This window comes from Bacillus sp. UNCCL81 (assembly GCF_900112535.1).
Taxonomy (GTDB): Bacteria; Bacillota; Bacilli; order Bacillales; family Bacillaceae_G; genus Gottfriedia; species Gottfriedia luciferensis_B.
Map to the genome: position 1 here is coordinate 213,717 of NZ_FOMF01000008.1, position 24,028 is coordinate 237,744.

Consider the following 24,028-nt stretch of genomic DNA (forward strand, 5'->3'; position numbering starts at 1 on the left):
GGATAATTTCGACGAAAAACCGCCAAGAATTTTGTTAGAATTTGTCGATTTCGGAAGAAACATTAATAAACCACATAAAAATTATCCAGAAATGAAATTGTGAAAAATGCATTGATTTCGCCTCGATTTTTCACAATAATTGTAATTGTTACAAAATTCTATCAAAGAGGTGGGTTAATTGAAAAAGAAAGATTTGAAGTTTAGGAATAAAAAGATTGCTATTCCTGCGGTGTTATCATTGTCAGTTGTGTTAGGAGGAGTATTACCAACTGTAACAACATTTGGGGGTAGCGCCGCTAGCGCAGCAACTGTTTCTGAAGTAGTGAATAAGGATGAAATTGTAAAAAACTACCTTAATTCAAAAGTAGAAAATCAGCTCACAAAGTTAGCTAATATTGGAGAGCAATTTAAAATTGTAAGTGAACAAACTGATCCTTCAACTGGCACTTATCATGTACGTACGGTCGAGCAATACAAAGGAATTCCAATTTATGGTTCTGGTCAAACAGTTGCTTTAGATGCAGATAATAATGTGTACGCCTCGATCGGTAAAGTAACTCAGAATCTATCTCGAACTCTTATTCCTACTGAGGCATCTATTTCTGAAGAGGATGCAATTTCAACCGCTAAAGAAGACATTCAATCACAAATTGGTGAAGTTAAAAATTATGATGGAATTGACTCTCAATTAATGATTTACCCTTATAAAGGGAAATATTATTTAACTTATTTAGTAAAAGCATCTACTTCAGTACCTGCACCAGGTTACTTCCACTACTTTATAGATGCGATTAGTGGAGAAGTAATTGATCAGTACGATGCACTAGATGAAATTGATGCAACAACTCTTACTCCAGTAACTGGCAGAGGGTTAGACCTACATGGAAACATGCAATCTTTTACTGCCGTTAAAGATCCTTCAACCGGAACAAGCTATTTATATGGTGCTTCAGTTTACAATTCTAAAATTGTACCAATTACTACTTTCGACGCTCGTCGTATGGATGAAGTCGTTTTCCAACTTGGTGGCATTTTTGGATTTACAGGTTATGAAATATCGACGAATAGTCCAACTAATACATTCACTAATCCTGCTGCAGTATCTGCTGTATACAATTCAGATAAAGTGAACAAATACTATCAATATATTCATAAACGTAATAGTTTAGATAATAACGGAATGACATTAATTAACACAGTCCATGTTGGAGTAAAATGGAATAACGCTGCATGGAATGGGAGACAAATGGTATATGGTGATGGAGATGGTATAAAATTTAGTTCACTGGCTGGTGGATTAGATGTAGCTGGCCATGAAATGACTCACGGCGTAATTGAACACTCAGCCGACTTAATTTATAAGAACGAATCTGGAGCTATTAATGAATCCCTAGCAGATGTCATGGGTAACTTTGCTCAAATGTATACTACAGGAGTTACTGAATGGGAACTTGGAGAAGATATCACAACACCGAACATTCCTGGTGACGGTGGGCTTCGTTCAATGAGCGATCCAGCTTCAAAAGCTACAAGATATATGGCTTCAGGTCACTATCCTGATACATACCAGGATCGCTATTTAGGTACTGAGGATAATGGAGGAGTACACATAAACAGTGGTATCAATAATAAAGCAGCTTACTTATTAACTCAAGGTGGCACAAATAATGGTATTACAATTAAAGGGATGGGTAGAACGAAAGCAGAAAAAATTTACTACCGTGCAATAACTCTTTACCTAACTCCTTCTTCTGGATTTAAAGAAATGAGAGAAGCTGCAATTCAGTCTGCTCGCGACTTATATCCAGATAAAAATGGTTTGCCTTCAGCAGAAACCCAAGCGGTTATGGATGCATATACTTCTGTAGGTGTAAACTAATAGTCGGAAAAACCATGAACTGTTGTTCATGGTTTTCTTTTTGTTATTATCGTTCATTTATTAATTGTTCATAGTTACATAAATTGATCAGTGAATATGTTTATCAATTTTACAAATAATATCCAACAGGAGGTGGAATATTATTGAAAACCCAACCAATAATTACAATTTCTAAGGACATTACTAGTAATTTAGAAAAATTAAAAGATGAGTTTTCAAATGTTTTTGATTTCAAAACTAGAAAAATCACATTCAATAATAAACCACTATGTATTGCTTTTATTGATACAATCTCGAACAAAGATATTATTAACGAAAAAATTATTAAAGTACTTTTAAATATTAAGCAAGGCAATATCATGACCGATCTACCTGTTTCAACTATTTCGACAACTAATTGTTTGAACGAAATACAAGAGGCTCTTACGAATGGAAATACAGTATTGTTAGTGGATAGTTCAAATGAAGCTTTTATCATAGATACTGTTTTATTCGAAGTAAGATCGACAAGTGAGCCTACAAATGAAAAAGTTGTTTCAGGTTCTCATGACGGTTTTGTTGAGAGCCTTAACAAAAATATAAATTTTCTAAGAAGTAGAATTAGAAGCTCAGATTTTAAAATAGAAGTTTTACCAATTGGTAGTCCTAGTACAAATGTTGGAATTTTATATTTAGATAATATCGTAAATAAAGATATTCTAGAAATTGTTAAATTCCGTATTAACTCGATTCAACTTGAAAATAACTTAACAACTGGTAAGTTAGAAGAATTTATTGAGGATAGTTCACTTTCACCATTTCCACAAATTCTAGAAACGGAGCGTCCTGACCGAGTTATTTCTAATTTATTTGACGGGAAAATTTGCGTAATAGTTGAAGGAAGTCCAACGGTTTCAATTATGCCAGCTTCTTTTTTTACTTTTTTCCAAACTCCTGATGACTATAATGGAAGAGTTTTAATAGGGACTTTTTTAAGGATTATTAGGCTATTTAGTTTTTTTCTATGTATAACTTTACCTGCAGTATACATATCTATTGTTTCATTTAGCTATGAAATTCTCCCATATGAATTAGTTACTACTATTCAAAACAGTATCGAATTTGTACCATTTTCTCCGTTTGTCGAAGCCATCATTATGCAATTAATATTGGAATTATTAAGAGAAGCATCTATTCGACTTCCAAGTCCAATTGCTCAAACAATCGGAATTGTCGGAGGACTTGTGATTGGAACAGCTATCGTAGAGGCAAATTTAGTATCGAATACAATGATAGTCGTCCTCGCCATTACAGCAGTTGCGTCATTTATTGTTCCTGTTCATGAAATGAGTTTTTCACTTCGGTTATTAAGTTTTCCAATGATTATTTTGGCATCAATTTATGGATTTGTAGGTATTATATTCGGTTTAACTCTTATTTTTATACATATAATTAAACTCGAGTCCTTTGGCACTCCCTATTTTTCACCTCTTGCACCGATTCGTTTAAAAGATTTAAAGGATGCTTTAATAAGGGTACCTAATTGGAAAATGAAAACTCGACCGACAAACGCACAGCCTATTGATACTATTCAATCAAAAGATACGAAAGGGTGGAAAAAATGATAATTAAGCAAAATGAGACTATTTCATCCTTTCAATTATTTTTTTATTTGGTAATCTCCCAATTAAACGTTGCAATTCTAACGTTACCAATGCATTTATATCGAGAAAGTGCTTATGATGGATGGATTTCCTTATTGCTTTCTTGCCTATATTCGATTTGTACTGTATTTCTATATTCATTTTTACTTAAGCGGTTTCCGAATTTAACAATATTTGAAATTTGTTCGTATTTTTTTGGAAAATGGCTTGGTGGAATATTGAAAATTAGTTATATTTTATATTTTATTTTTATAGCTTATTTAATTAACCAATTTTATCTATTTATATTTAGTAAATGGGTTTTTCCAAACTCACCATCTTGGAGTATTTTACTTCTTTTATTTATAATTGGAATCTATCTAGGGAAAGAAAATATTCGAACTACGACTCGATTTTTCCAGTTATCTTTTTGGACAATTTTAATCATTTTTATTTTTAGTGTTGAAGCATTTCAACAAGTAGAATGGAAATTTTTACTCCCGGTTACTCAAGCTAATTTTTCTCAAATAGTAAAAGGAAGCTATAAGTCTTATGTTTTCTTACATGGTTTTGAGGGCCTTTTAGTTCTCTACCCATTTGTAAATAGCGCTCATAGGAAAACAATAAAAAGTACTGTTTTTTCCACATTATTTATTACAATGATCAATCTATTTACTGTAGTTTTATGCTTCATATTCTTTAGTAAAAAGGAAATGCGTTTAATTCCAGAACCGACAATTTATTTATTTAAAACCTTAACATTTTTTAAAGAACTAGAGCGACTAGATTTACTATTTCTTTCAGTTTGGTTTGTCATAATTGCCTCTTCCTATGTATCTTATTTAAGTTTGGCTAATATCGGAATCTCGAATTTAATTAGAAAAAATAGAATCTATTCTACTCTTACAATTTGCTTTCTTATCTTTTTAGTAGGTAATTTCGTACCAACTTCAAAAGGATTTATAGATATATTATTAAAAATTTTATCTATTTCTAGCTTTATTTTTATCGTTTTGATTCCATTGTTGATTTTATGTATTTCCCTTCTCTTTAAGCTTAAAAGTAAGGAAGTTAACGTGTCATGAAAAAAAATCATTACATTACTTTTTTATTAATCTTCTTTTTAACGGGTTGTTGGGATCAGCACTCCTTGAAAGACTCTGCACTTGTACTAAGTATTGCATTTGACCAACTTACTAACGACAGCATTAAGGCAACTGCAAGCGTAAGAACAAATATTTCAAAGGGTGACCAAACCGAAGCCACTAATTATATTATTAATGATCAAGGTGCTTCTGTAAGAGATGTACGAAACAATATTGATTACCAAATTCCTGGTAGTTTTTCTGCCAACAAATTACTAGTGATGCTTTTAGGGGAAAATATTGCAAAAAATAATTTGTATCCTTATTTTGATAACTTTTTCCGATTTATTAGAAGTCCTCTAACTTCACGAGTAGCAATCGTAAAAGGACAAGCTTCTAGTATTATTGAAATGAAAACTTACAAAGATATTTTTATTAGTGAGTCCCTTTCAGAAATGCTAGAAGCTGGTGAAAATATATCTGTTATTCCAAAAGAGACACAAGAGACCATTTATAAAAAAATGGATGATCCAGGCACTGATATAGTCCTCCCTTTTTTAGAAAAAACTGATGATGAAACAATAAAAATTAAAGGTGTAGCACTTTTAGAAAACAATCAATTTACTGGAAAAATATTAAATAATAAACAATCAAAATTATTGTTACTAATGCAAGACAAAAAAAATCATACAATGAGTTTGTCTGAACAATTGGGTAGTAACAATGAAGTTATCTCTTTTAAAGTAAAAAGTATAAAAAGAAACCTACAAATCAAAAATGAAAAGCAACCTAAAGTAAAGATCGACTTAAAAATAAAGATTGATTTAACCGAATTTACTGGCGAAGATTTAGCTAGTAATATTAAAAAAAAGGAAATAGAAAACAAAATTGCTGAAAAAATCGAAAAGGAGTTAAAAGAAGTAGTTAGCATTCTTCAAGACGCTAATTGTGATGCATTAGGGATTGGCAGATATTTAATGGCCTACCATACAAATACATGGAATAAATTAAATTGGGAAAAAGATTATTCAAAAGTTCCCTTTGAGATCAGTACAAAGGTAATTATGTATACAAGTGGGATTATTTTATGATCGGTTAAAACAAGTAAAGTTTAGCAATCATTTTATTTACATGGCATAATCAGGAAAGCCCATTAACGGGCTTTTTTTGTTTTGCTTGTTCTATTGGTACTTCATTTTATTCTCATGTTCAGCGATTATTTCACTGACTCTCATGCTCTTGAGAACTATTTTTTTCGATCATGTTATATTTTGAACCATGAATTATATAGCAATCGAATAGCCTTTTCAATCTCTGCCTCTGATAAAATAGCAAATCCAAGTAAAACTGTATTTTTTGGATGATTCCCTTCGCTATAATACATTGAAACTGGATATACTTTAATACTATTTTCAGCCGCCCTTGTAATTAACTCTTCTTCTAACATTCCATTATGAACCTTTAATAAAATATGTAAGCCAGAATCTTCTCCTATCACTTCCACTTTATTAGAAAAGTACCTTTCTATCGCCGAAACAAGAACATCTCTCTTTTTTCTGTATACAACTCGCATTTTATGAATATGTTTTTCCCAATGTCCTTCGTTTAAAAATCTTCTAATGATTTCTTGATCAATTCTCGAAACACTTTGTGTATAAAATAAATATTGTGATTGATACAATTTAATTAGCTGTTTTGGCAACACCATATAACTCATTCGTAATGATGGGAGTAAAGCTTTTGAAAATGTTCCCATGTAAATTACGTTTCCCTCTATGTCAAGCCCCTGTAATGCTGGAATCGGCTTTCCAGAATAACGAAATTCACTGTCATAATCATCTTCAATAATATAACGTCCATACTCCTCTTGTGCCCATTGTAATAGTTGTCCTCTTCTTTTAATTGGCATAATCATTCCACAAGGAAATTGGTGAGACGGTGTAACGAAAATAACTTCCGCATTGCTAGCTTCTAAAGCTGCAATAGAGATCCCATCCTCATCAAGTGGAATCATTTGAACATTTTCTTCTCCCTTCTCAAAAACAACCAATTTTCGATGATACCCTGGATTTTCAACTGCAAAATGCTTTCCCTTTAGTAATTGAAACAATATTCTTATTAAAAATTGGGTTCCAGCTCCTATTACAATTTGACTCGATGAACATCTAACACCTCTTGATTCATATAAATATTTCGCAATCTCTTCACGCAAGTTGGATTCACCTTGAGGATGACCAAGAAATAGAAGATCCTTATTTTCTTGCTGCCATACCTCATTTGAAATTTTCCGATAAGTAGCGAATGGAAATGACTTAGGATCTACACCCGTTTGTATAAAATCGTATTTATAAATCTGTTCTCCGTATGATACTTCTTTAACAAATTCTCTATTTTTATCAGTAAGCATTATTTGCTCAATTTCACATACAAAATAGCCCTTACGTGAAACGGATTCAATATATCCTTCTGCCAGAAGTTGTTCATATGCCGATTCAACTGTATTTTTACTTACTTCTAAATACATTGCTAACTTTCTTTTTGCTGGTAGCTTCGTCATAGGAGGTATTTTTCCACTTCGTATTTCTTCTTTTATATACCCATATAACTGTACATACAACGGCATTTTTGACTCAATATTCAAATTTGGTGTTAACTCTAACATGTAAACTGACCCCTTCACAAAACATATTATTGATACTTTGTATAGTACCAGAGGTTATATATAATACTTTTTATCATGTAAATTGAATAAAAGCAATTTTTGAAAGGAGCATCATGATCATGCAAAACAGCAGACGTCTTGGACTATTTATGATTCTTACAGGAGCTACTCTATGGGGATTATCAGGTCCATTAATTCAGTGGTTTTTTCAACGTACGACAATATCATCTATCGACTATTTAGTCATTCGCCTCTTACTTGCTGGGGTCTTTATTTTATGTTTCTTACTTACAAAAAAACAAAATATATTTCGTATTTGGCAACAGCCAGTTCATCTATTACACCTTATCATTTTCTCTATTCTCGGGATGCTTGGCGCACAATATGCTTTTATCGAAACTGTGCATATTAGTAATGCTGTGACCGCTACTCTATTCCAATTTTTAGGGCCAGTTCTGATTACTATTTATGTTGCAATACAGAATAAAAAACTGCCTTCTACCTTGCAGGTATTAGCAATTTTCTCCGCACTGATCGGCACATACTTTATTATTACAAATGGATCAGCCCATAATATAGTCATGTCAAAGGAAACTATTTTATTCGGACTGTTAACAGCTATTGGTTTTACCTTCTATACACTACACCCTACTTCCCTTATTCAACAATGGGGGACGACTCTTATTATTGGCTGGGGTATGCTAATTGGAGGTATTGCATTATTTATTTACAATCATTCTTTTGAATGGAAGCAATTTTCACAAACCTTTACATTTTCAACATTCTCTTTGCTAATTTTAATTATTATAATAGGTACTCTTTCTTTTCTTCTCTACATCGGTAGCCTAAAATATTTATCAGCAACAGAGACTAGTATTTTATCTAGTATCGAACCGCTTGTAGCAACTATTGTTTCTATTACTTGGCTAAAGGAATCTTTCGGAGTATACCAATTACTAGGTGGTATATGTATCGTCATTGCAGTTATTTTCTTAACTATGCCAGAAAAAGTAACAAAATCAACATTCACAACTGAACAAATATAATGCCAAATGTAACTTCATTGAATGGAAAACATTTGTTTTTTGTAAATTGTAAAAAGATGAAGGCCAAGAAAAATAAGCAAAAAAAAAAGCATACTTCCCGAATTTTCGTTGGTATGCTTACTTCATTATAAAATTATATTTATTAGTGCTTTAACATATATCCCCAAAGTAATAATGGTGTAATTAGAAAAGTGTAAAGTACTATTTGTAAAATAATTATTGGTTTTATTTCTTTAAAATCACTTACCCAAAACTTAGAAACTATTGCATATAATGCTAATTCTATTACAGGTCCAAATACAATTAACCATTTCATTTTAAAAATTTTGCTCCTTTTAGAAATTCTAAGATGCATATATTACAATCTCACTTTAAAATTATATCACAAAAAATAAATTATTTTACTAAAACAAAAAATCTGAAGTATTAAAAAAATTTAAAACACCCTCACAATATTAAAAGTGCTCTACTAGTTAATATTACATGATCAGCAGTGGTTTTTATAATTTTGAAGAAACCTTTTATTTACAACAAAAAACAGAAAAACCCTTAAGGGGCTTTTCTGTTTTTCACTTCCTATCTATTCGTACTCCATTTTATTCAATTCTCCAACTATCGTAACTCTTCCATTATGATTGGTATCCACTTTACTAACTTCTTTATTACAATTTTCTGTTTTGTTTACAGGACCTGTTACCTTTGAAGTGCTAGATGCAGGAACACTTTTGTTTGGTTCATTGCTCGTCGGTTTTTCTGTGTCACCATAAGATGAACTCTTCTTGGTTTGAACAATCTTAGAAGCCGTGCTGGTAGGGGTCTGCACTTTTTTTGACGAAGTCTGTTCAGTGATTTTTCCGCAATCCACAGATTGGGGAAAACACAAAAATTTTAGCCTTATAAATTTTGTAATAGTTTAACTATTAGTTATTTATACATGATATTATGAAAATGAAAGGTGGTGATATTGTGGTATGGTTTATTGTAATTGTAATAGTAATAATTGGTATAATACTTAAAATGAATAGCACTTCTAGCAATAACGAAGACAAACATTCTCCTGAAGAAATCGTAGAAATTGCAGAATTCGAACTTAAATTCAGGTCAGAATTTGCAAAAAATAAAATGTTACTAAAGATTGGTAAGATAACAGATAGACAATCAATGGAATGGTCAAAAAATTTATTGGAAGAACACAATGAAATTCAAAGAAAATACGATATAACAGAAGCAGAAATGTCTGCATACTATGAACTTGTATATTCTAAATCAAGCGTTTATCATAATTAAAATTATTTTAATCCTTAGTAAAACTAGGGATTTTTTCATAGTCCCTAATTTCCGGATAAACAAATACATATAGTAAAATCGCAGTAAATAAAACCAAAAATATTCTTTTGTTCACACTTCTGCACATCTTCCTCATGTTTCTACTCTAGACAAACCATATTTAAACGATAACGCATTTTGATCTTTTGTCGGAAGACTTTAGCGAGGTTGAGAAGAAATTCTTATTCAACTAACGCATTGCGTTAGTTGAATAACAAAATCCCATATGTTAGTAACATGGTCTGAAAAATAATATATATTATCACAACAATTACTATTGTAATAAAGAATTGTTTCCAACTAGTTGTAACTCCCATGCTATTATTTGAAATGTTTCATCAATGAATTAGACTAAATCTTTCTTTTCTATGTTTCGAATTGAATAGTACCCGATATACAAACCGAACAATCCTAGTGATAAAGGAACTCCTATAATTGAAAATAAGGTAAAATCCTCACTTGTTGAATTCAAAATTGTAGCGATAAGAATTGAAGATACAATGGTTGCAGGCGACGATTTACGATGCATGCCAAAGAACAGAGGAATAAGACTGATACCTGCTGTCGCAATAGCATTCATAAAAGCAGTCAATAAATGTCTTGATATATCTTCTAATTCGATCGATCCTGGAAGAATATTAAAATTCACTTCCGCTAAATTAACGAGGCCTTCTAGAAATAATGTCGAAAACAAAACGTTGACAAAAGTAAAAATAAAAACGATTGTTAACTTTGCGGAAATAATTTTTTTACGTTTAATGGGATAAGTGAATAATACATCTATTGATTTATTTCTAAATTCGTCTATTATTAATTTCACAATAATTACTGATGCAAAAATTGTAAACGTTGTCCGTACCATTGCACCTATTATGCTGGCCGCCATATCAAAACTTTCAATAGGTATTTTCTCACCATCTATCTCTGTAAAAAACATCATACTAAGAAGTGCAATAAATGCGATATTGCATATAAAAACAGCTTTCCAGTAGTGCCATAATTTAAATTTTTTTATTTCAAGATTAATAAGTTTAAGCATGGACCACGCCCCCATTGATCTTCTTTAAGAAATAATCTTCTAATGTATTATCTTTTTTATTGATTGACTCCACTAATACACCATTTAACACAAGGGTTTTAGATATCTTCCCTTGAGCCGTGTTCATGTCATAGATACGAATGGTAACATCATCGAGTATTTTAAAATTCGTTATGTACAATGATTCTTTTATGATGTATGACGCTTTTTTCACATCATCCGTTTTTAACTCTATATACTCTGTATTTTGAAGACGAATTGTCTCCATTAATACTTCCTCTACTAACTTTCCGTCCTTGATTACTCCGATGGTATCGGCAATTTGTTCGATTTCTCCAAGAATATGACTAGAGATTAATAGTGTCATTCCATAATCCTTACTTAACATTTGAAATAGATTTCGAAATTCCTTAATTCCTACAGGGTCTAAACCATTTGTTGGCTCATCTAAAATAAGGATTTCAGGCTTTGTAATAATTGCTCTAGCTAAGCCAAGCCTCTGCTTCATCCCTAAAGAGAAATCTTTGACAGCCTTTCCTTCAAAATTTTTTAGTTGTACCATGTCAAGAGCAGAGTCGATCGCACTTTTGTTGTAGTAACCCATATAATCGGAGTGTAGCTCTAAATTTTCCCGTGCTGTTAACTTGTCATAAAAAACGGGATATTCAATTATGCTCCCCATGCGCTTCAATATTTCATAAGATTTTGGGGTTACTGTTTCGCCAGAAATAATAATTTCTCCACTCGTTGGTTTGATTAAGTTCATAATCATTTTCATAACGGTTGTTTTTCCTGCACCGTTCGGCCCTAAGAAGCCATATATTTCGCCTTTTTTGACATGCATATTCACATTGGAAACGACCGTGGTACCTTTATAATTTTTAGTAAGATGATTTGTTTGAATTATATAGGTCATGTTTTTCCCTCCTTCATCTATTAATCTCATTCTATCGATGAATGTTTTCTTTTCTCTTAACCATTTCTTACAAAATTCTTAAGTTATTACAATTTCGATTAATACGTCATACGCTTCAATTCAATAGTGAAAGTGGTCTTGTGATTTGGGATGCTTTCTAATGAAATCTTTCCGCCCAGTTGTTCGACTAATCTTTTCGTTATAGTTAAACCTAATCCGCTACCTTGATAAAGTTTATTTCTTGAATCTTCCATTGTGTATAATCGTTCAAAGACTCGATCTTTACCATCTTCCAGAATGCCCTTTCCCCGATCGAAGACGTCTATATAAACCTTATCCTCTGTACTTCTTAGGTGTAACCCAATTACCTTTCCATCTGAACCATATTGAAGAGCATTAGAAATTAAATTATTTAAAATCCGCTCAACCGCTCCTTTATTTCCCCAAATAAATTTCTGTTCATTCGGAATATTAATAGATACGTCAAATTCTTTTTTTGTTAGTATCTCATAATAATCCAGAATTGTTTTTTTGCAAATCTCTCCTAATTCGATTTTGGACATTTCAAGATGAACATCATTGGATTCAAGTTTAACAAGATCAAAAAAGCGATTGATTAAATCTAAAACTTCTTCTGCTTTTAAATGAACAGTTTGTAATAAGGATTTTTCTTTTTCTTGATTAATAATTTCATCGTGTAAAATGATTTCAATATAACCTAGAATGACAGTAAGTGGCGTTTTTAAATCATGCGAGATATTCGAGAGCATTTTTCTCATTGAGCGTTCAACAGAATGAAAATTGGCCACTGTTTTCTGGTTGTGTTCTAAGAGGCGATTGATTTGAATTAATAATGATTTCATTTGAGAGTTGCTAGTGTAAAGTAGAACATTTTCATCAGTTTTTTGTTCAATGATGGATTGAAGCTTCTTTTTGACATAGGAAATTTCTTGATTCGAAACTCTTTGATGTTGAACTAAATAAATATTAAAAATTAAGGAAGCTGCTAGAAATAATACAAGAAGATAAATCATGTTAAAATTCCCCCAATTTATAGCCAATCCCCCATAAAGTCTTTAAATATTTAGGGTTTGAAGGATTATCTTCTATTTTTTCTCTGAGACGTCGAATATGCACATTAATAACATTTTCATCACCATAGTATTCTTCTTGCCAAACAAGGCTGTAAACTTGTGCTTTTGTAAATACTTGATTTGGTCTTGTAATAAAGAGTTTTAAGATATTAAACTCTTTTAACGTGAGCTTTACGTCATGACCACATTTTTTTACAGAATAATTTTTCATATCAATGATCAAATCACCTAGTTGAATAGTTTCTTCTTGGTAAGTCGGCTTAACCACTTGATTGGTTAAGTCCATATAATGTTTTTCTCTTCTAAGAATGGCTTTTACTCTAGCGACAAGTTCAATCATTGAAAAAGGCTTTGCAATGTAATCATCTGCACCGAACCCTAGACCTAACGCTTTATCAACGTCTTCTCCTTTTGCAGACATAATTAAAATTGGGATCATACTTTTGGTTCTAATAATCTTTAAGCATTCCATCCCATCAATTTTGGGAATCATAATATCAAGTAAAATTAAGTCAAAATTTTGTACTTCTACTATCTGTAATGCCTCTTCACCATCAAAGACGGTGGAAACTGCATATCCATGTTTCACCAAAGTATCCTTTATCATCTCACTAATGTAGTGATCATCTTCCACAATTAAGATTCGATTGATCATAATCCCATCCTCAACTTTTATTCTGGTTTTTCATAAAAACTATATTAATACACTAAAATACTCCCAAGATAAAAGTATCTAAGGAGTACTAGAATACAATATTTTACATGTAAATTTCTCCACTTTTTGAAATCCAGTAATTTTTATTTTTTTTGATATTTTCTACATTACACATTTTGTATGTGACTATTAAAAATAGTGGCAACCCTCTTATTGAACAAATAGTATAAAAAGACTCGACTGTTGGCTTATTAATTTTCAGGTTCAATTTTATATAAAATTTCGTTGTTTACACAATTTCTATCAAATATTTTCGTTTATAATTTTTATCGTGAGTACAGTTGGAAAACTTACATCTAATCGATAATTCCAAAAAGATCTTTGAATTCATTTTCAATGTTTTCTACAGAATCTATAATTTCTGATACTTTTTTATTAATTTTCATTCCTCAGCTCCCATTACTCATTTTATCTAATGTTCCATTTTAAATATTTTACCATAAATAACCAATTGTTTCCGAACTATTCTGCATACTAAAAGGGCTACTTAATAGCCCCTCGTCATCTTCAACTACCGCATGCGTTAGCTGAATAGCGTTTTTATCTTTATTTCTTTTCAAAAAAGAAACCTGTCCCATTTTCTTGCGATACAAACCCTTGTTTGGATGAACTTTTTTCCACCATATTTTGTTCTTCTACTGTTATAGTTGTGGTAATATCTTTTCCTTCAGCTGCATTACCTTCTCTATAATCTTGTTCCTCTCTTGTCACATGTTTGTATTGGTCTCCATTAGTCTGTGCATATACCTTTGTATGTTGGAAGTCTTTTGTAAATCCGATTGATAATGCTAAAGCACCTGCTAAACCAATGGATAATACTAATTTTCTTTTCATAAATAAACCTCCTAATATATTTTACTGGAAAATAATTACAATTTGTTTTTATAAATAGAATAACACAATTAACATAAATAAAATGTCTAATATTGTTCAATTAAACTGCCATTATGTTGAATAAGAATCCAAATTCGCTTCACAACAAAAAAAACAGAAAAACCCTCTACCGGGGCTCTTCTGGTTTCACTTGCTAATGTAAACCAACTTCATCTTAGATCAATTATCCAGTGATTATTTCGCTGCCTTCTCATACTCCTGCTTGAAAAAGCTCTTCATAGAATGGAACACATCTGACTTTTGCTTTAAAATATAATAGCGAAATTTCTCGTCATTTATGTTTTTATACGCGGACATTAGCGTACTGTGTCGATTGTATTGGTTTACTTCTCCGTATCCGAACATATTGCTCACTTTCATTAATTCTTGAACTAATTTTACGCAGCGAGCATTATCAGATGTTAAATTATCTCCATCAGAGAAGTGGAATGGATAGATATTATATCTTTCAGGAGAATATTTGTATTCAATCACTTCTAAAGCTTTTCGATAAGCAGATGAACAGATTGTTCCTCCGCTTTCTCCTTTTGTGAAGAACTCTTCTTCTGTAACTACTTTTGCTTCTGTATGGTGTGCAATAAATTCGATATCAACTGATTCATATTTTGTTCGTAAAAATCTTGTCATCCAAAAGAAGAAGCTTCGTGCCATATACTTTTCCCATAAGCCCATACTTCCGCTCGTATCCATCATTGCGAGTACGACGGCTTTAGATTCTGGTTTTCTAATTTCATTCCATGTACGGAACTTTAAGTCTTCTGGAGATATAGGATAGAATGATGGCGTGCCACTCATTGCGTTACGTTTAAACGCAGACATCATTGTACGTTTTTTATCAATGTTACCCATTAATCCAGTTTTTCTAATGTCATTAAATTCAATATTTTCTACTGTATTTAAGTCTTGTTCTTTGCGTTTTAGATCCGGTAATTCTAACTGACTAAAAAGAGCTTCCTCTAATTCCATTAGTGAAACCTCTGCCTCATAATAATCTTCGCCTGATTCCTTACCTGCTCCTTGCCCTTTGCCAGCACCTTTTTGCGGCTGGCCACCTTGTGAACCATCTCTTGCCACTACATCGCCAACTTTACTGTCTCCAGTACCCTGACCAACGTGTTTATTTTTATCGTAGTTGTATCTAATCTTATACTCATCTAGTGACCGAATTGGAATTTTTACTACATCGCGCCCGTTTGACATGATGATGCTTTCTTCTGTGATCAAATCTGCTAAATTTTTTTTAATCGCCTCTTGTACCTTCTCTTGGTGGCGCTGTTGGTCGTCGTGTCCTTTACGATGGAGGGTCCAGTCTTCCTGTGAAATGGTAAAATTATGCTTTTGTTCATGTTCATTATTTTCATTACTCATTTTCTTTCCCTCCCTTACTTGTTATGATTTATTTTAAAAATAAAAAAATCGTCACACAGTAATGCTAAATTGCATAAACTAAATCGGTAGGTGATTTTCTACCCTTTTTTATGGATTACTCTATCATATGCAGAAGGACACAATAATTGACAATGTTTCTTCTAAATTTTACACCCATTTTTTCAGAAAATTGGACGAGTCCTTAAAAATAGATATATTTATATAAAAATTCCAATAAACTTTTGCCTTTAACTATATGTAAAATTACTTAAAAAAGAACAAAAAAATAAGTGGAAAACTAGTAAAAGTTCTCCACTTATTTTTATTTAAGGTAAATTATGACCCATTCCAGCTACGTAAATTCGTAACCATTGTTCCGCTGACATTCTTAACTTTGTAGACTCAACTGCTGTTTTAACACGTTCAATTTTACCAGACCCTACGATTGGCATCATTTTAGCAGGATGAGCTAATAACCATGCATACATTACTTCGTCGATTGAATTTGCGCCAATTTCACTAGAAATCTCTTCAAGCATTGCTCGAACTCGTACAGCTGATTCAGACTGACTAGTAAAAATTTGTCCACCTGCTAATGGGGACCAGATCATTGGAGCAATATCTTTTTCAAGTAATAAATCAATCGTTCCCTTTTCAAAATGCTCTAATTGCATTGGCGAAACTTCGATTTGATTTGTTACTAAAGGCATGTTTAGACATGCTTGTAATGCATTAAATTGAGATGGTAAAAAGTTTGATACTCCAAAGTAGCGTACTTTTCCTTCCGAATGAAGTTGATTAAACGCCTCTGCAATTTCCTTTGGATTCATAAACGGATTTGGTCTATGTATTAAAAGTAAATCGATATAATCTGTTTGTAGATTTTCCAGAGAATTATTAACACTCATAAGGATATGCTCTTTACTAGTATCATAATGATTCATTTTAAGTTCAGGGAACTTTGATGACTTTAACTTTATACCACATTTTGTAACGATTTGAATTTTTTCACGAAGCTCCGGTTTTAATGCTAGAGCCTTTCCAAAAATTTCTTCACAAGTATACCCACCGTAAATATCGGCATGATCAAATGTTGTAATTCCTAAATCAATACATTCTTCTATAAAAGTGACTAATTGTTCTGATGTCATTTTCCATTCAGATAAGCGCCATAAACCGTGAATAATTTGAGAAAACTCAAGATTTTCAGCTATTTGAATTCTTTTCATTTACACTATCTCACCTTTCTTTTTAATCATTATCCTCATTATAGGATAAACGTTATTAATTGCAAAAGAAAACGGCTATCTAATCGATAGCCGCTTAAACAATTTAACGGTTAAGTAATGAACCTACGTAGCGTAATAATTCGTTTGCTGATGTTGAGTTATAACCATATTCATCAACTAATCTGCTGACAACGTCATTAATTTTCTTTAATTGACGCTCGTCAGGAGTTTTTGTGGACGTCGTAATCTTCACAACATCCTTCAGATCCGAAAAAAGTTTCTTTTGGATTGCTTCTTTTAATCTTTCGTGTGAATTGTAATCAAAACGTTTACCTTTTCTTGCATATGCAGAGATTCTAATTAGTATTTCTTCACGGAATGCTTTCTTTGCATTCTCAGAGATACCAATTTGTTCTTCAATTGAACGCATCAACTTCTCATCTGGATTCATCTCTTCACCTGTTAAAGGATCACGAAGCTTATTCTTATTGCAATATGCTTCTACATTATCAAGATAATTATCCATAAGTGTTTTTGCAGACTCTTCATATGAATATACAAAAGCTTTTTGAACTTCTTGTTTTGCAATATCATCGTATTCTTTTCTTGCGATTGAGATAAAATTCATATAACGCTCACGATCTTCATTAGAAATAGATGGATGTTGATCTAAACCATCTTTTAATGAGCGTAATACATCCAGAGCATTAATTGAAGGAATCTCTTTTCGAATAATTGTAGATGAAATACGGTTAATGACATATCGTGGATCGATACCATGCATACCTTCATCTAAATATTCTTTCTTCAGCTCCTCTAAATCAACAGTGTTATAGCCTTCTACCATTTCACCATCATATAGACGCATCTTCTTAACTAAATCAATATCTCCTCGTTTTGGTTCTTTTAAACGAGTAAGAATTGTAAACATTGCTGCAACACGTAAAGTATGTGGAGCAATATGGACATTTGAAACATCACTTTCAGAGATCATTTTTTGATAAATTCTCTCTTCTTCGCTAACTCTTAAGTTATAAGGAATTGGCATTACGATTATTCGAGAATGAAGTGCTTCATTCTTCTTATTATTAATAAAGGATCTGTACTCTGTTTCATTCGTATGAGCAATGATTAACTCATCCGCAGAAATCAATGCAAAACGCCCTGCCTTAAAGTTTCCTTCCTGCGTCAGGGATAATAAGTGCCATAAAAACTTTTCATCACATTTTAACATCTCTTGGAATTCCATCATTCCACGGTTTGCTTTATTCAACTCACCATCAAACCGGTAGGCACGCGGATCTGACTCTGATCCAAATTGAGCAATTGTTGAAAAATCAATACTTCCTGTTAAATCTGCAATATCTTGAGATTTTGGATCAGACGGGCTAAAAGTACCAATACCAACTCGACGATCCTCTGATAAAAATACTCTTTCTACCATAACATCTTCTATTCTTCCACCAAACTCTTGTTCAAGCCTCATTAAATTTAAAGGTGAAAGATTTCCTTCAATTCGAACTCCATATTCTTGGAAAAAATCATCTCTTAAATGGTTAGGAATTAAATGCAATGGATCTTCATGCATTGGGCAACCTTTAATAGCGTAGATTGCTCCTTGATCAGACCTTGAATAATTTTCTAAGCCTCTTTTTAACATCGTTACTAGTGTAGATTTACCACCACTTACAGGGCCCATTAACAATAAAATACGTTTTTTAACATCTAATCTCTTGGCAGCAGGATGGAAATATTCTTCCACGAGTCTCTCTAGCGCTTCTTCTAATCCATATAGGTTGTTATTAAAGAAACTGTAGGTTTTTTTACCATTCACTTCTTCAATACCTGCGTCTTTAATCATATTATAAATTCTAGAATGTGCAGTTTGTGCAACCAAGGGCTCCTCTTTTAGCATTTCAAGATACTCAGCAAAAGTGCCTTCCCATTTCAATCTTTGTTCCATGTCCCGGTGCTGCTCAAGTTTCTTTAAAATATCCATGGACAAGTACCTCCTTCTTCTCATCTGTAAGAGAGATTATTAAAGGATATGCAAGGATGTCCGTACTCATGCTATATCTTTGAGTAGGAAAATATATTTTATCGAAATTCAATTCTCATAATTTTACTTTCATATTTCTATGTTTTTTTTGTATAATAAGGTTTAGGGTGTTGGGAATTTTTCAATTGGGAGGATACATACTGATGAGACTAGTATTAATTTTATTAGTTACAGCATCATTCTTAGCAGCAATTTTCACAGGCGGCTATAATGACAAACCTGGACTGAAAAACAGATAATATTTTTTAAAGGATGCTTCTAAATGCGGATCTTAATTTTATTTAGACCGTTTTAATGGAAGCATCTTTTTTATTTGTTTACTCTTTGATAGGATCTTAATTTAATAAAAAAAAATCACCTAAATGGTGACTTTTATTACTTAGAATAATCCTTTACCTTTAATAATTCACGGAAATCTTGCTGGCGCAAAGCTTCGTAAATTAAAATTGCAGCTGTATTTGATAAATTTAGAGATCTAATATGATCTGTCATTGGTATGCGTAAACAAGTTTCCATGTTTTTTTCAATTAACTCTTTCGGAAGTCCTGTTGTTTCTCTACCAAATACAAAGAAAATCTCTTCATCTAAATTTGTATAATCAAAGTTTGAATATGTTTTTTCCCCAAATTTAGTTATAAAATAAAATTTTCCATCTTTATATTTATCAAATAAATCGTCCAAAGAATCATGATAATGGATATCTACATGCTCCCAATAATCAAGACCAGCTCTTTTTAACATTTTATCATCAGTTGAAAAACCTAACGGTCGGATTAAATGCAAACTTGTATCTGTTCCTGCACAAGTACGTGCAATATTTCCTGTATTTGCTGGAATTTGTGGTTGATATAATACAACGTGTATTCCCATCTTTTTCACCTCTATATTGTTTCAATGCTTTATATTATACCAAATTCGTAATTAATAAGGTATTATTCCATTGGAGGGTTTGAAAAGTCATCAACGAAGTGAAAAAACTTATACTTAATATTCTCCGTAAAAGCAGAAGAATCATAGTATGACCAATATCTTTTACGGCTATTTACAGTATGTGCATTCACTAACGGTTCACCATTTTCATCCTTAGCAACAACGATTGTACAATGATTCCATACACCATCACCTTCGAAATCATATACGATAATATCCCCCAATGTAAGATCTTTTGGAGAAGGCACTTCTTCTGCTTTAATTCCAGTTTTAGGTGAAGGTAAAAATCTTCTTAATGCGTGAGCAACTCTCCAGCTATAACTACTATTAGAATGATTTTTATACCACCACCCTGTCCCTGGTTTTGGCATTCCAACCATTCGAATGCCTCCAGCCCTTAAACATTGAGATATAAAATTAGTACAATCATTTGCATACAATGGATATTCTTTATTATGGCCATCCCACCAGGTTTCAGCATATTTAACAGCATTAAATCGGTTATATCTGTTATTTCGATCTAATGATTCATTTTCACCTAAATCGTCTTCTTCGAGTTCAAAATTTTCAACTTGATTATCAATTGGGAATGGTATGTCATATAAGATTTCATTATTTTCAATCGCGATCTGTCTTTCATGTTGATCCTCTTCAAAATATAAATCAGTTTGCTTTAAAAAATATCGCGTATGGAATGTATAGTTTATATACGTTACGTCCTGATCAGTCCAAATTTTGTTTACATCAAGATTTCCATATACTTTCACTAATGAAATATTACGCTTATTATATAATTCAACTTTACGCCTGATTGCCTGATATTCTTTTTCTTGAATAGGATGACTTCGATGTCCTTCACCAAAATAAAGTTGTAATCGTTCTTTTAAATAACACTCTAAAAGTTCACGATTAAACAAGATAATCCCCCTTTTCAACATATATTCTTATTCTATACGATGTTGAAAAATAAGAGATTATACCACTCAATATTGATTACCTTGACAGAACAGCATTAATTTCCTTTAATACAATCTCGTCTTGCTCTTTTTGCAAACAACTTTCAATAAATGGTGTACTATTCTTTCCCTCAATCTCAAAAATAGCCCAAATAGCTGTACCTCTAATTACTGGTCTTGCATCTTTTTTCGCTAATTCCTTTAAATCATCTAATGCCGATTCATCTTTAAAATGTGCTAAAGCAATGATGGCATTTCGCTGAATAGGATTCTTTCCTCTCCAAGACCCAGACATTTGGCCAAACTGACTTTTAAACTCTCGGTTACTTACCTTTAATACAGAGCGTAATAATGGTTTTACAGTTTCCGGATCAGGTTCCATCTCAGTATGATGAGTAAAATTAATACCTTTATTTTTAGGACAAACTGTCTGACATGTATCGCATCCATATATACGATTTCCCAGCTCTTTTCGAAATTCAACAGGAATCATCTCTTTTGATTGTGTTAAAAAAGCAATACAATTTTTAGCATTTAATTGACCTGGAGAAACAATCGCACTTGTTGGACAAACATCAATGCATTTTGTACACTCTCCACACTGTTCCTCAATAGGCGAATCTGGTTCAAAAGGCAGTGATGTAATCATTTCCCCTAAATACACATATGAACCGAATTCTGGTGTAATAATTGAACAATTTTTAGCACTCCAACCTATACCAGCTCGCTCAGCCACAGCTCGATCTACTAGCTCACCAGTATCAACCATCGACTGAACATTTGCATTTGGATAATGTAATAATATAAATGACTCAAGCTGAAGTAATTTCTTTTTTACAACTACATGGTAATCTTCCCCCCACGAAGCCCTACAAAAAATTCCTCTTGTAGATCCTTTTTTACTTTTAGGAGGATTTTTTAATTTAGATGGATACGCTAAAGCAATTGCAATAATTGAATTAGCTTCTGTCATAATTTTTCTTGCATCTACTCTTCGTTCAATATCCTTTGTTTCAAAACCCGATTGATAATTTAATTCCTGCTGCCTATATAACCGATTTTTTAATGTTAAAAATGGATCAACCGTCGTAAATCCTATCTTATCTATTCCAATTTCTTTACTATATGAAATCAATTTTTTTTGAAATTCTTTTATATTCACAAGGAATCACCTAACTGCCTGTTAATTTACAAATTATAATTACTATTCTAGTCAGAAAATTATTTCTTTATCTAATTATGTCACAAAAGTCTTTAATAATAGACTTTTTAATATAAAAAAACGCAATGTATCGTTCTTCGAATGAATCAATACACTGCGTTGTTATCAAGTTATAAGTGCTAAACTACTAATACAAATGTAATATGTATTTAGTAGGTTTTAATGAACTTGTTATTAAATTTATCATATATATGTCACAAATTCAAGAATAAAATCATTTTTTGTCGAAAGAGTTCAAGCTTGATTTATAAAACCGTCTAGAGTAGAAAATGTTTATAGAGGTAAAAAATAGCGGATGACGTGAGTAAGTAAAAGATCAATATTCAACAGTACTTTTATTCATTATCTATTAGCAGAGAATATGAAAGATTTGTAGAAATTTGAATGAAGGTATAATGTATTTTCCCATAGAATTCTTCTTTATAGGTGTTTAAATATAGGAGGAGAGTAACTATGTCAGATCCTTTAGTAAATGAAGATAAAAATCCTTTGGTCGAAAGTTTCGAAGGTGTATGTAGTTTGATTGAAGAAACAAACGACAGGATTGATTTCACACAGGATACAATTAAGGAACTTGATCGATACAATAATGAGAAATTAAAAGATGCAAAACAATTTACGATTAAAGTAGCTGCTGCAAGCCTACTAATAGCAACAACTGGTTTAGTAGTTACTTTAGCAAATAAAAGAAAACCTAAACAATTTGATTGGCTTGCGTCTAAGCAAAAACGTAAGTATGTAAAAATGTAAAATACGCACTTCTAAATGAATCATAGTCACATAAAGAAGGCAGCGACCATTGTTATAGTCGCTGCCTTTCTTTATGATGTTCCTTAAAACAATAAGAAGACAATTAGATAATGCCTAATGAAGAAGAATTAACCTACAAAAAAAGGATTCTGCATCTCTGCAAAATCCTCTTCTCTGATTACAATATAGCGGTGACAGGACTTGAACCTGCACATCCGTGAAGATACCTGATTTTGAGTCAGGCGTGTCTGCCATTCCACCACACCGCCAAAAAGTTATAAAATAATTATAATATATGAAAGACAAATTGTCCATCAAATCTGTAATTAAAAACCTCTTACAAAAGTAAGAGGTTTAATGATACCGAGGGCCGGACTCGAACCGGCACGGGGTCAACCCCCGCAGGATTTTAAGTCCTGTGTGTCTGCCATTCCACCACCCCGGCAGAAGTAAATTAAAAGGCGGTAACCGGATTTGAACCGATGATAAAGGTTTTGCAGACCTCTGCCTTACCACTTGGCTATACCGCCATATTTGGAGCGGAAGACGGGGTTCGAACCCGCGACCCCAACCTTGGCAAGGTTGTATTCTACCACTGAACTACTTCCGCATAAATGGCTGGGCTACCTGGATTCGAACCAGGGCATGACGGAATCAAAATCCGTTGCCTTACCGCTTGGCTATAGCCCATTAATTAAGAACTTTATATACTATATTCAATTTACTATAAATTATAATACTTACTTGAGTAATCGTTACAACAATTTAAATGGGGCGACCGATGGGAATCGAACCCACGAGTGTCGGAACCACAATCCGATGCGTTAACCACTTCGCCACGACCGCCATTATTGTATTATTTGGCAGGGGCAGTAGGAATCGAACCCACACCAAAGGTTTTGGAGACCTCTATTCTACCGTTAAACTATGCCCCTATAAAATGGTGGAGGGGGACGGATTCGAACCGCCGAACCCACAGGGAGCGGATTTACAGTCCGCCGCGTTTAGCCACTTCGCTACCCCTCCGGTTAAAGAGTGCCGACTAGAGGACTTGAACCCCCAACCTACTGATTACAAGTCAGTTGCTCTACCAATTGAGCTAAGTCGGCATTTTATTATCTAAATCACTTTGTTTTTTTACTATTTATTTAAGATGGTGGCTCGGGACGGAATCGAACCGCCGACACGAGGATTTTCAGTCCTCTGCTCTACCGACTGAGCTACCGAGCCATCTTA

Annotated in this window: 20 protein-coding genes and 10 tRNA genes; 7 read left to right on the plus strand and 23 right to left on the minus strand. The window is 32.7% G+C overall.

Annotated elements, in window-relative coordinates; translation table 11 throughout:
• The first annotated feature begins 178 nt into the window (after positions 1-178).
• From BM319_RS17930 to BM319_RS17945, 4 genes are all read left to right on the plus strand, one after another.
• A complete protein-coding gene (locus BM319_RS17930) occupies positions 179-1,879 on the plus strand; it encodes a M4 family metallopeptidase (RefSeq protein WP_069033154.1) in 1,701 nt (566 codons plus the stop codon).
• Positions 1,880-2,022: 143 nt separating this feature from the next.
• Positions 2,023-3,483 (plus strand): spore germination protein, encoded by a 1,461-nt coding sequence (locus BM319_RS17935; protein WP_175495638.1) that lies wholly within the window; start codon positions 2,023-2,025, stop codon positions 3,481-3,483.
• A complete protein-coding gene (locus BM319_RS17940; RefSeq protein WP_091023973.1) occupies positions 3,480-4,586 on the plus strand; it encodes a GerAB/ArcD/ProY family transporter in 1,107 nt (368 codons plus the stop codon). Before BM319_RS17935 ends, BM319_RS17940 begins: the two co-directional genes overlap by 4 nt.
• Complete coding sequence (locus BM319_RS17945) at positions 4,583-5,677, plus strand: Ger(x)C family spore germination protein (protein WP_091023974.1); 1,095 nt, start codon at positions 4,583-4,585, stop codon at positions 5,675-5,677. Before BM319_RS17940 ends, BM319_RS17945 begins: the two co-directional genes overlap by 4 nt.
• Positions 5,678-5,850: 173 nt before the next feature.
• Here the strand turns inward: BM319_RS17945 and pdxR are convergent, their stop codons facing one another.
• A complete protein-coding gene (gene pdxR, locus BM319_RS17950) occupies positions 5,851-7,248 on the minus strand; it encodes a MocR-like pyridoxine biosynthesis transcription factor PdxR (protein ID WP_091023976.1) in 1,398 nt (465 codons plus the stop codon).
• A 119-nt stretch (positions 7,249-7,367) separates the two neighbouring features.
• On the opposite strand from pdxR, the gene BM319_RS17955 reads away from it, so the two are divergent.
• The gene (locus tag BM319_RS17955) at positions 7,368-8,294 is read left to right on the plus strand and encodes a DMT family transporter (protein WP_091023979.1); all 927 of its coding nucleotides are present in this window, start codon (positions 7,368-7,370) and stop codon (positions 8,292-8,294) included.
• A 142-nt stretch (positions 8,295-8,436) separates the two neighbouring features.
• On the opposite strand, the gene BM319_RS24790 is transcribed toward BM319_RS17955, so the two are convergent.
• Positions 8,437-8,610, minus strand: a complete 174-nt coding sequence (locus tag BM319_RS24790; RefSeq protein WP_158095150.1) for a hypothetical protein — start codon at positions 8,608-8,610, stop codon at positions 8,437-8,439.
• 650 nt (positions 8,611-9,260) lie between these two features.
• Between BM319_RS24790 and BM319_RS17965 the strand changes: the two genes are divergently transcribed.
• Entirely contained in the window at positions 9,261-9,581 is a 321-nt protein-coding gene (locus BM319_RS17965; RefSeq protein WP_069033147.1) for a hypothetical protein, read from the plus strand.
• Between the two features lie 385 nt (positions 9,582-9,966).
• Here the strand turns inward: BM319_RS17965 and BM319_RS17970 are convergent, their stop codons facing one another.
• From BM319_RS17970 to queG, 11 genes are all read right to left on the minus strand, one after another.
• Positions 9,967-10,659, minus strand: coding sequence for an ABC transporter permease (locus tag BM319_RS17970; protein WP_175495639.1), 693 nt, complete (start codon positions 10,657-10,659; stop codon positions 9,967-9,969).
• Positions 10,652-11,575 carry an ABC transporter ATP-binding protein gene (locus BM319_RS17975; protein WP_091023986.1) on the minus strand — a complete coding sequence of 308 codons (924 nt, stop codon included), beginning with the start codon at positions 11,573-11,575 and terminating at the stop codon, positions 10,652-10,654. The genes BM319_RS17970 and BM319_RS17975 overlap by 8 nt, the downstream gene beginning before the upstream one ends.
• Positions 11,576-11,673: 98 nt before the next feature.
• A complete protein-coding gene (locus tag BM319_RS17980; protein ID WP_069033144.1) occupies positions 11,674-12,609 on the minus strand; it encodes a sensor histidine kinase in 936 nt (311 codons plus the stop codon).
• 1 nt (position 12,610) lies between these two features.
• On the minus strand, positions 12,611-13,324 hold the full coding sequence (locus BM319_RS17985; protein ID WP_069033143.1) for a response regulator transcription factor: 714 nt from the start codon (positions 13,322-13,324) through the stop codon (positions 12,611-12,613).
• A 606-nt stretch (positions 13,325-13,930) separates the two neighbouring features.
• Positions 13,931-14,218, minus strand: coding sequence for a hypothetical protein (locus BM319_RS17990; RefSeq protein WP_069033142.1), 288 nt, complete (start codon positions 14,216-14,218; stop codon positions 13,931-13,933).
• A gap of 234 nt (positions 14,219-14,452) precedes the next feature.
• Positions 14,453-15,646: a sporulation protein YhbH gene (gene yhbH, locus BM319_RS17995; protein WP_025671718.1), complete on the minus strand. Its 1,194-nt coding sequence runs from the start codon at positions 15,644-15,646 to the stop codon at positions 14,453-14,455.
• Between the two features lie 326 nt (positions 15,647-15,972).
• Positions 15,973-16,875 (minus strand): aldo/keto reductase, encoded by a 903-nt coding sequence (locus tag BM319_RS18000; protein WP_091023988.1) that lies wholly within the window; start codon positions 16,873-16,875, stop codon positions 15,973-15,975.
• A gap of 103 nt (positions 16,876-16,978) precedes the next feature.
• On the minus strand, positions 16,979-18,874 hold the full coding sequence (locus tag BM319_RS18005) for a PrkA family serine protein kinase (protein WP_069033140.1): 1,896 nt from the start codon (positions 18,872-18,874) through the stop codon (positions 16,979-16,981).
• Positions 18,875-19,309: 435 nt separating this feature from the next.
• Positions 19,310-19,804, minus strand: a complete 495-nt coding sequence (gene trmL / locus BM319_RS18010; protein ID WP_056467857.1) for a tRNA (uridine(34)/cytosine(34)/5-carboxymethylaminomethyluridine(34)-2'-O)-methyltransferase TrmL — start codon at positions 19,802-19,804, stop codon at positions 19,310-19,312.
• Positions 19,805-19,866: 62 nt separating this feature from the next.
• Complete coding sequence (locus tag BM319_RS18015) at positions 19,867-20,781, minus strand: amidase domain-containing protein (RefSeq protein ID WP_175495640.1); 915 nt, start codon at positions 20,779-20,781, stop codon at positions 19,867-19,869.
• Between the two features lie 76 nt (positions 20,782-20,857).
• Positions 20,858-21,982 carry a tRNA epoxyqueuosine(34) reductase QueG gene (gene queG / locus BM319_RS18020; RefSeq protein WP_069033138.1) on the minus strand — a complete coding sequence of 375 codons (1,125 nt, stop codon included), beginning with the start codon at positions 21,980-21,982 and terminating at the stop codon, positions 20,858-20,860.
• A 513-nt stretch (positions 21,983-22,495) separates the two neighbouring features.
• Between queG and BM319_RS18025 the strand changes: the two genes are divergently transcribed.
• Positions 22,496-22,792, plus strand: coding sequence for a hypothetical protein (locus BM319_RS18025; protein ID WP_069033137.1), 297 nt, complete (start codon positions 22,496-22,498; stop codon positions 22,790-22,792).
• A gap of 186 nt (positions 22,793-22,978) precedes the next feature.
• Here BM319_RS18025 and BM319_RS18030 read toward each other — a convergent pair.
• The 10 genes from BM319_RS18030 to BM319_RS18075 form a co-directional block, all read right to left on the minus strand.
• A tRNA-Leu gene (locus BM319_RS18030) sits at positions 22,979-23,061 on the minus strand.
• A 92-nt stretch (positions 23,062-23,153) separates the two neighbouring features.
• Positions 23,154-23,237 (minus strand) — tRNA-Leu (locus BM319_RS18035).
• A 14-nt stretch (positions 23,238-23,251) separates the two neighbouring features.
• Positions 23,252-23,322: transfer RNA gene (locus BM319_RS18040), tRNA-Cys, on the minus strand.
• A 5-nt stretch (positions 23,323-23,327) separates the two neighbouring features.
• A tRNA-Gly gene (locus tag BM319_RS18045) sits at positions 23,328-23,402 on the minus strand.
• A 5-nt stretch (positions 23,403-23,407) separates the two neighbouring features.
• Positions 23,408-23,482, minus strand: a tRNA-Gln gene (locus tag BM319_RS18050).
• An 80-nt stretch (positions 23,483-23,562) separates the two neighbouring features.
• Positions 23,563-23,638: transfer RNA gene (locus tag BM319_RS18055), tRNA-His, on the minus strand.
• A gap of 15 nt (positions 23,639-23,653) precedes the next feature.
• Positions 23,654-23,727 (minus strand) — tRNA-Trp (locus BM319_RS18060).
• 6 nt (positions 23,728-23,733) lie between these two features.
• Positions 23,734-23,818, minus strand: a tRNA-Tyr gene (locus BM319_RS18065).
• Positions 23,819-23,828: 10 nt separating this feature from the next.
• Positions 23,829-23,901: transfer RNA gene (locus tag BM319_RS18070), tRNA-Thr, on the minus strand.
• Between the two features lie 45 nt (positions 23,902-23,946).
• A tRNA-Phe gene (locus tag BM319_RS18075) sits at positions 23,947-24,022 on the minus strand.
• Between the last annotated feature and the right edge of the window lie 6 nt (positions 24,023-24,028).